The sequence below is a fragment of the Rhodococcus sp. EPR-147 genome, assembly GCF_001647185.1.
Taxonomy (GTDB): domain Bacteria; phylum Actinomycetota; class Actinomycetes; order Mycobacteriales; family Mycobacteriaceae; genus Rhodococcoides.
In genome coordinates this window covers 1-3,869 of the sequence record NZ_LVCU01000022.1, presented here as the reverse complement: position 1 = coordinate 3,869, position 3,869 = coordinate 1, and the positions used below count along the sequence as shown (strand labels likewise).

4 protein-coding genes are annotated in these 3,869 nt (G+C 65.4%); 3 read left to right on the top strand and 1 reads right to left on the bottom strand.

Annotation, left to right across the window (positions count from 1 at the left end; all coding sequences use genetic code 11):
* The first annotated feature begins 148 nt into the window (after positions 1-148).
* Complete coding sequence (locus A2J02_RS00925; protein WP_231893643.1) at positions 149-1,147, top strand: GGDEF domain-containing protein; 999 nt, start codon at positions 149-151, stop codon at positions 1,145-1,147.
* Positions 1,148-1,266: 119 nt separating this feature from the next.
* A complete protein-coding gene (locus A2J02_RS00920; protein ID WP_068045576.1) occupies positions 1,267-2,898 on the top strand; it encodes an alpha/beta hydrolase in 1,632 nt (543 codons plus the stop codon).
* Here the strand turns inward: A2J02_RS00920 and A2J02_RS00915 are convergent.
* Complete coding sequence (locus tag A2J02_RS00915; RefSeq protein ID WP_156516027.1) at positions 2,893-3,273, bottom strand: hypothetical protein; 381 nt, start codon at positions 3,271-3,273, stop codon at positions 2,893-2,895. The two genes, A2J02_RS00920 and A2J02_RS00915, sit on opposite strands and share 6 nt — an antisense overlap.
* A 94-nt stretch (positions 3,274-3,367) precedes the next feature.
* Here A2J02_RS00915 and A2J02_RS00910 point away from each other — a divergent pair.
* Positions 3,368-3,869 (top strand): peptidylprolyl isomerase (locus tag A2J02_RS00910; protein WP_156516026.1); only part of this gene is annotated, 502 nt, incomplete at its 3' end.

The following is a 3,869-nucleotide window of genomic DNA, read 5'->3' as shown; positions in this document are numbered from 1 at the left end:
TACGCGATGGCCCACCCACAACACGGGTACGACACGCCCGAGCTGCGGCTACGCCGCCTCACCGAATGTCCACCACCCCACGGGACTTACCCGGTGAACGCTGCCTTCGATCGGCCGAATCATGGTCCTGCTCGGTGGGAATCGACCGGTGAGCAGGCCTAGGTTCGACGAGTCCGGCCGCATGCTTGCCGTGTTCGCGGCGGTCACCACGGTTCTCTACGCAGCCAGCGCGATTGCGTCGTGGTCGAATCTGACCGGTGCGCAGCAGGTTCTGGCCGCGCTGGCTCTGCTGCTGGGTCCGATGGCGATCGTGGTGTTGGCAAGGGCGGGTGTGCCGAGCCCCAAACAGGCGGTGGGGTTCGCGACCGCGTTGTCGGTGATAGCACTCGCCTGTGCGTTGGGCAGTAGCGACACCATGCCCGCGTTCTTGATCTGCGTCCAGGCTGCCATGTTCCTCGGTATGCACATAGGCGCGTTCTGGTCCGAACGCAGCGCAGGCATTTGGGTTGCCGTGCTTGCTGTTTCGGCGGTCATCGGAGCGGCGATCGCGCCGTACGGAACTCCGTTCATCAGTTATATCCTGGTGGCGCTCGGCATCGTCGGTGCGACGGAGGTCTTCGGTGTCTTCGCGCGTCGGATGCGCTATTCCGCGACGCACGATGCTTTGACCGGTCTGCTCAACAGGTTCGGGTTCGAATCCAAGATCGAGAAGATGTTGCCGGCGTGCGCGACTCGCGGATTGTCGGTCAGCCTCGCGGTGCTCGATCTCGACAATTTCAAGGAGATCAACGACGAGTACGGCCACATTGCCGGTGACGTCCTGCTCACTCGCGTCTCGAAGGCCTGGAAGGGTCAGCTGACCAAACGGGATGTTCTGGGTCGGCTCGGTGGAGACGAGTTCGTGCTGTTCATGCCGGGGGTTCTCGAGAAGGAGGCCTGGCAGATCATCGAGCGTCTGCGTCGGGCTCACCGCGCGGAGTGGAGCGTCGGATTGGCCTGCATGCCCGCGGGTCGCCGCTGGGGTGAGATCTATCGGGCAGCCGACGCCGATCTGTACCGGGCAAAGCGAAGCAGGCCGCCGAGGACCAGTCGGCCGTCCGATCCCGACGCCGGTTACAGCGGCCCCATTCGCAGAATTGCGCAGTGATCGTCACTCGACGCATCGTTGATCCCCAGATTTGATCCACAGGCTGGGGATAGATTTCCCGACGCGGTGCTTTTCTCGCGTTGACTCGTCGGAAACGACGACGCTGCGGGGGATACGCGATGGTCACTCTGAACGAATTCAGATCCTGGGACAGCCGCGTGCTGGTAGCGGCGTCCGACAGCCTGATGCGGCGGTGGCGGGAGGTGGCCGCCGTGCACGACTCGGTCACCGACGACATCGTGGACGACGGGTGGGCCGGTCCCGCGGCCGAGGCTGCGCGGGAGGCGATGAGACGTATCCGGTCGGATCTGGCAGACGCCGCAGCCGAGTTGCTTCGGATAGCGACATGCACCGCGGATGCCTCGATCGACATGGCCGGCCTGGTCGCTGCGCTCCGCTCGGTGGAGCGGACGGCGGCGGAGGAGCGATTCGCGGTCGCATCCGACGGCTCGGTGTTCGACCTTGCAGCGTCGTATTCGGTTGCGCTGGTGGACTTGTGGTCGACGATGCGCGAGCGACGGCGGTGCCGTGAGGAGCTCGCCGAACGAATCGCACAGCTGATTCGTACGGCCACGGATTTCGACGACATCCTTGCCCGACGCCTCGTCGGGGGAACCTCCGCAGCCTCCGTTGCGACGGCAGTTGCGGCTTGGGTGCCGCGCGACGGCACACCGGCGGCCAACGCTGCTTTCTGGAGCGCACTCTCGACTGCAGCCCGTACCAGGTTGCTGGTCGAACAGCCGGCGCTGATCGGCAATCTCGACGGCCTGCCGGGTCGGGTGCGTGACAGCGCAAATCGGCGAGTGTTGGCTGCAGAGCGTATCCGCCTTCGCGCCGTCGAAGTCGAACTACAGGAACAGTTGTCCGACAACGTGTTCGGCGGAATTTTCAGCGACGCCGACGCCGGGCTCGAACAAACGCGCACTCGGTTGACAGCACTCGATGCGATCGACGCGACGCTGGCGCTGGGGGCTCGGCAGCTCCTGGTCCTCGACAATTCCTCGTACGAAGAGACGATGGCGGCCGTCGCGGTGGGAGATGTCGACACGGCGACCCATGTCGCCGTGTTCGTGCCCGGTCTCGGCTCGACCGTGCACGGAAACCTTCCCCGCTACGACGGCGACATGGAGAACATCAAAAACACTGTGCAGCAGCTTGTTTCGAGAGATCCGGCGCAGTCTGCGGCTGCGGTGACCTGGCTGGACTACCAGGCACCTCAGCTCGGTTGGAGCTTGCTCGATCCGGACCGGACCGTGGCCTCGGGTGCGGCCGCGCAGGCAGGAGCGGATCGGTTGATCCCGTTCCTGAACGGTCTCGACGCCGCACGGGCGAGCGATCCGCATCTGTCGGTGTTGGCCCACTCGTACGGATCGCTCACCGCGGCAACTGCTCTTCGAGACGACACCGGGGTCGACGATTTCGTGGCTCTCGGTTCACCGGGACTCGGCACACACAGCCTCGCAGATCTACAGATTCCCGTCGGACACGTCTTCGCGGCGGAGGCCACGGGCGACATCGTCGCCGACCTGGGTGCATTCGGCCGCGATCCAGGGGCGCTGGACGGAATCACTCTGCTGTCCACGGAGCAAACCGACAGTGCCGGCCGCTCGATCGGGCACAGCGACTATCTCACCGAGGGCTCCGCCAGCGGCCACAACACGGCACTGGTCGTCGCCGATCGCAGCGCAGAGGCCGTGATCAGAACCAGGCCGGGGCTGCTCGACCTACTGCAGAAGATGCTGTACCTATGACGACGTGTCGTCGTAGTCGGCCAGGCTCGGCGGAACATCGGCGGGCGGCGGCACCTCGTTGCGACGACGGCCGAGGAAGAACACGACACCTCCGACGACGGCAGCAACGGCACCGAACACCAGAACTCGCCGGGTCCGACGTGATCCCGAGTCGACCGTGACGAGCTCTCGGGTGCGATTCGCTTCGGCGATACGCTCCGCGGTCACTGCCCGCCGCTGCGCAGCCTGCTTGCGGGCCAGTCCGTAACCCTGTTTGGCCAGCAGCAGGCCGACTCCGGCCGGGCCCCTGCTCGCGGCGGATGCGGCACCGAGCAGGGCGGACGCTGCGGTACCTGTGGTCGACCGACCCTGGTCGGGCTTCGTTGTGCTCGTCATACCCTCACTGTTCCACAACACGGCCCCGCTGAACCCTCCCGATACACCCGACTCGACGCCCGTTGTGAACTGCCCGATCACCCGAGATGGCACGATGGAGGGCGTGACTTCACCAAACAAGACCCAAACGGCCACGCTGCACACCAACCGCGGCGATATCGTCATCGAACTGTTCGGCAATCACGCCCCCAAGACCGTCGCGAACTTCGTCGGTCTCGCGGACGGATCCAAGGAGTACACGACTCAGAACGCGTCGGGTGCCAAGACCGGACCGTTCTACGACGGCGCGGTCTTCCACCGCGTCATCGACGGCTTCATGATCCAGGGCGGCGACCCCACCGGCACCGGTGCAGGCGGACCGGGCTACAAGTTCGAGGACGAGTTCCACCCGGAGCTCTCCTTCGATCGCCCGTACCTGCTGGCCATGGCAAATGCCGGCCCCGGCACCAACGGCTCGCAGTTCTTCATCACCACCGGCAAGACCCCGCACCTCAACCGCAAGCACTCCATCTTCGGTGAGGTCACCGACGAGGCGTCGAAGAAGGTCGTCGACGCGATCTCGAGCACGCCGGTCGGCCGCGGAGATCGTCCGGTGG

Excerpts from the sequence above, each read along its gene's own strand:
- A2J02_RS00920 (WP_068045576.1), top strand. The coding sequence starts at position 1,267 with ATGGTCACTCTGAACGAATTCAGATCCTGGGACAGCCGCGTGCTGGTA.
- A2J02_RS00915 (WP_156516027.1), bottom strand. The coding sequence starts at position 3,273 with ATGACGAGCACAACGAAGCCCGACCAGGGTCGGTCGACCACAGGTACC.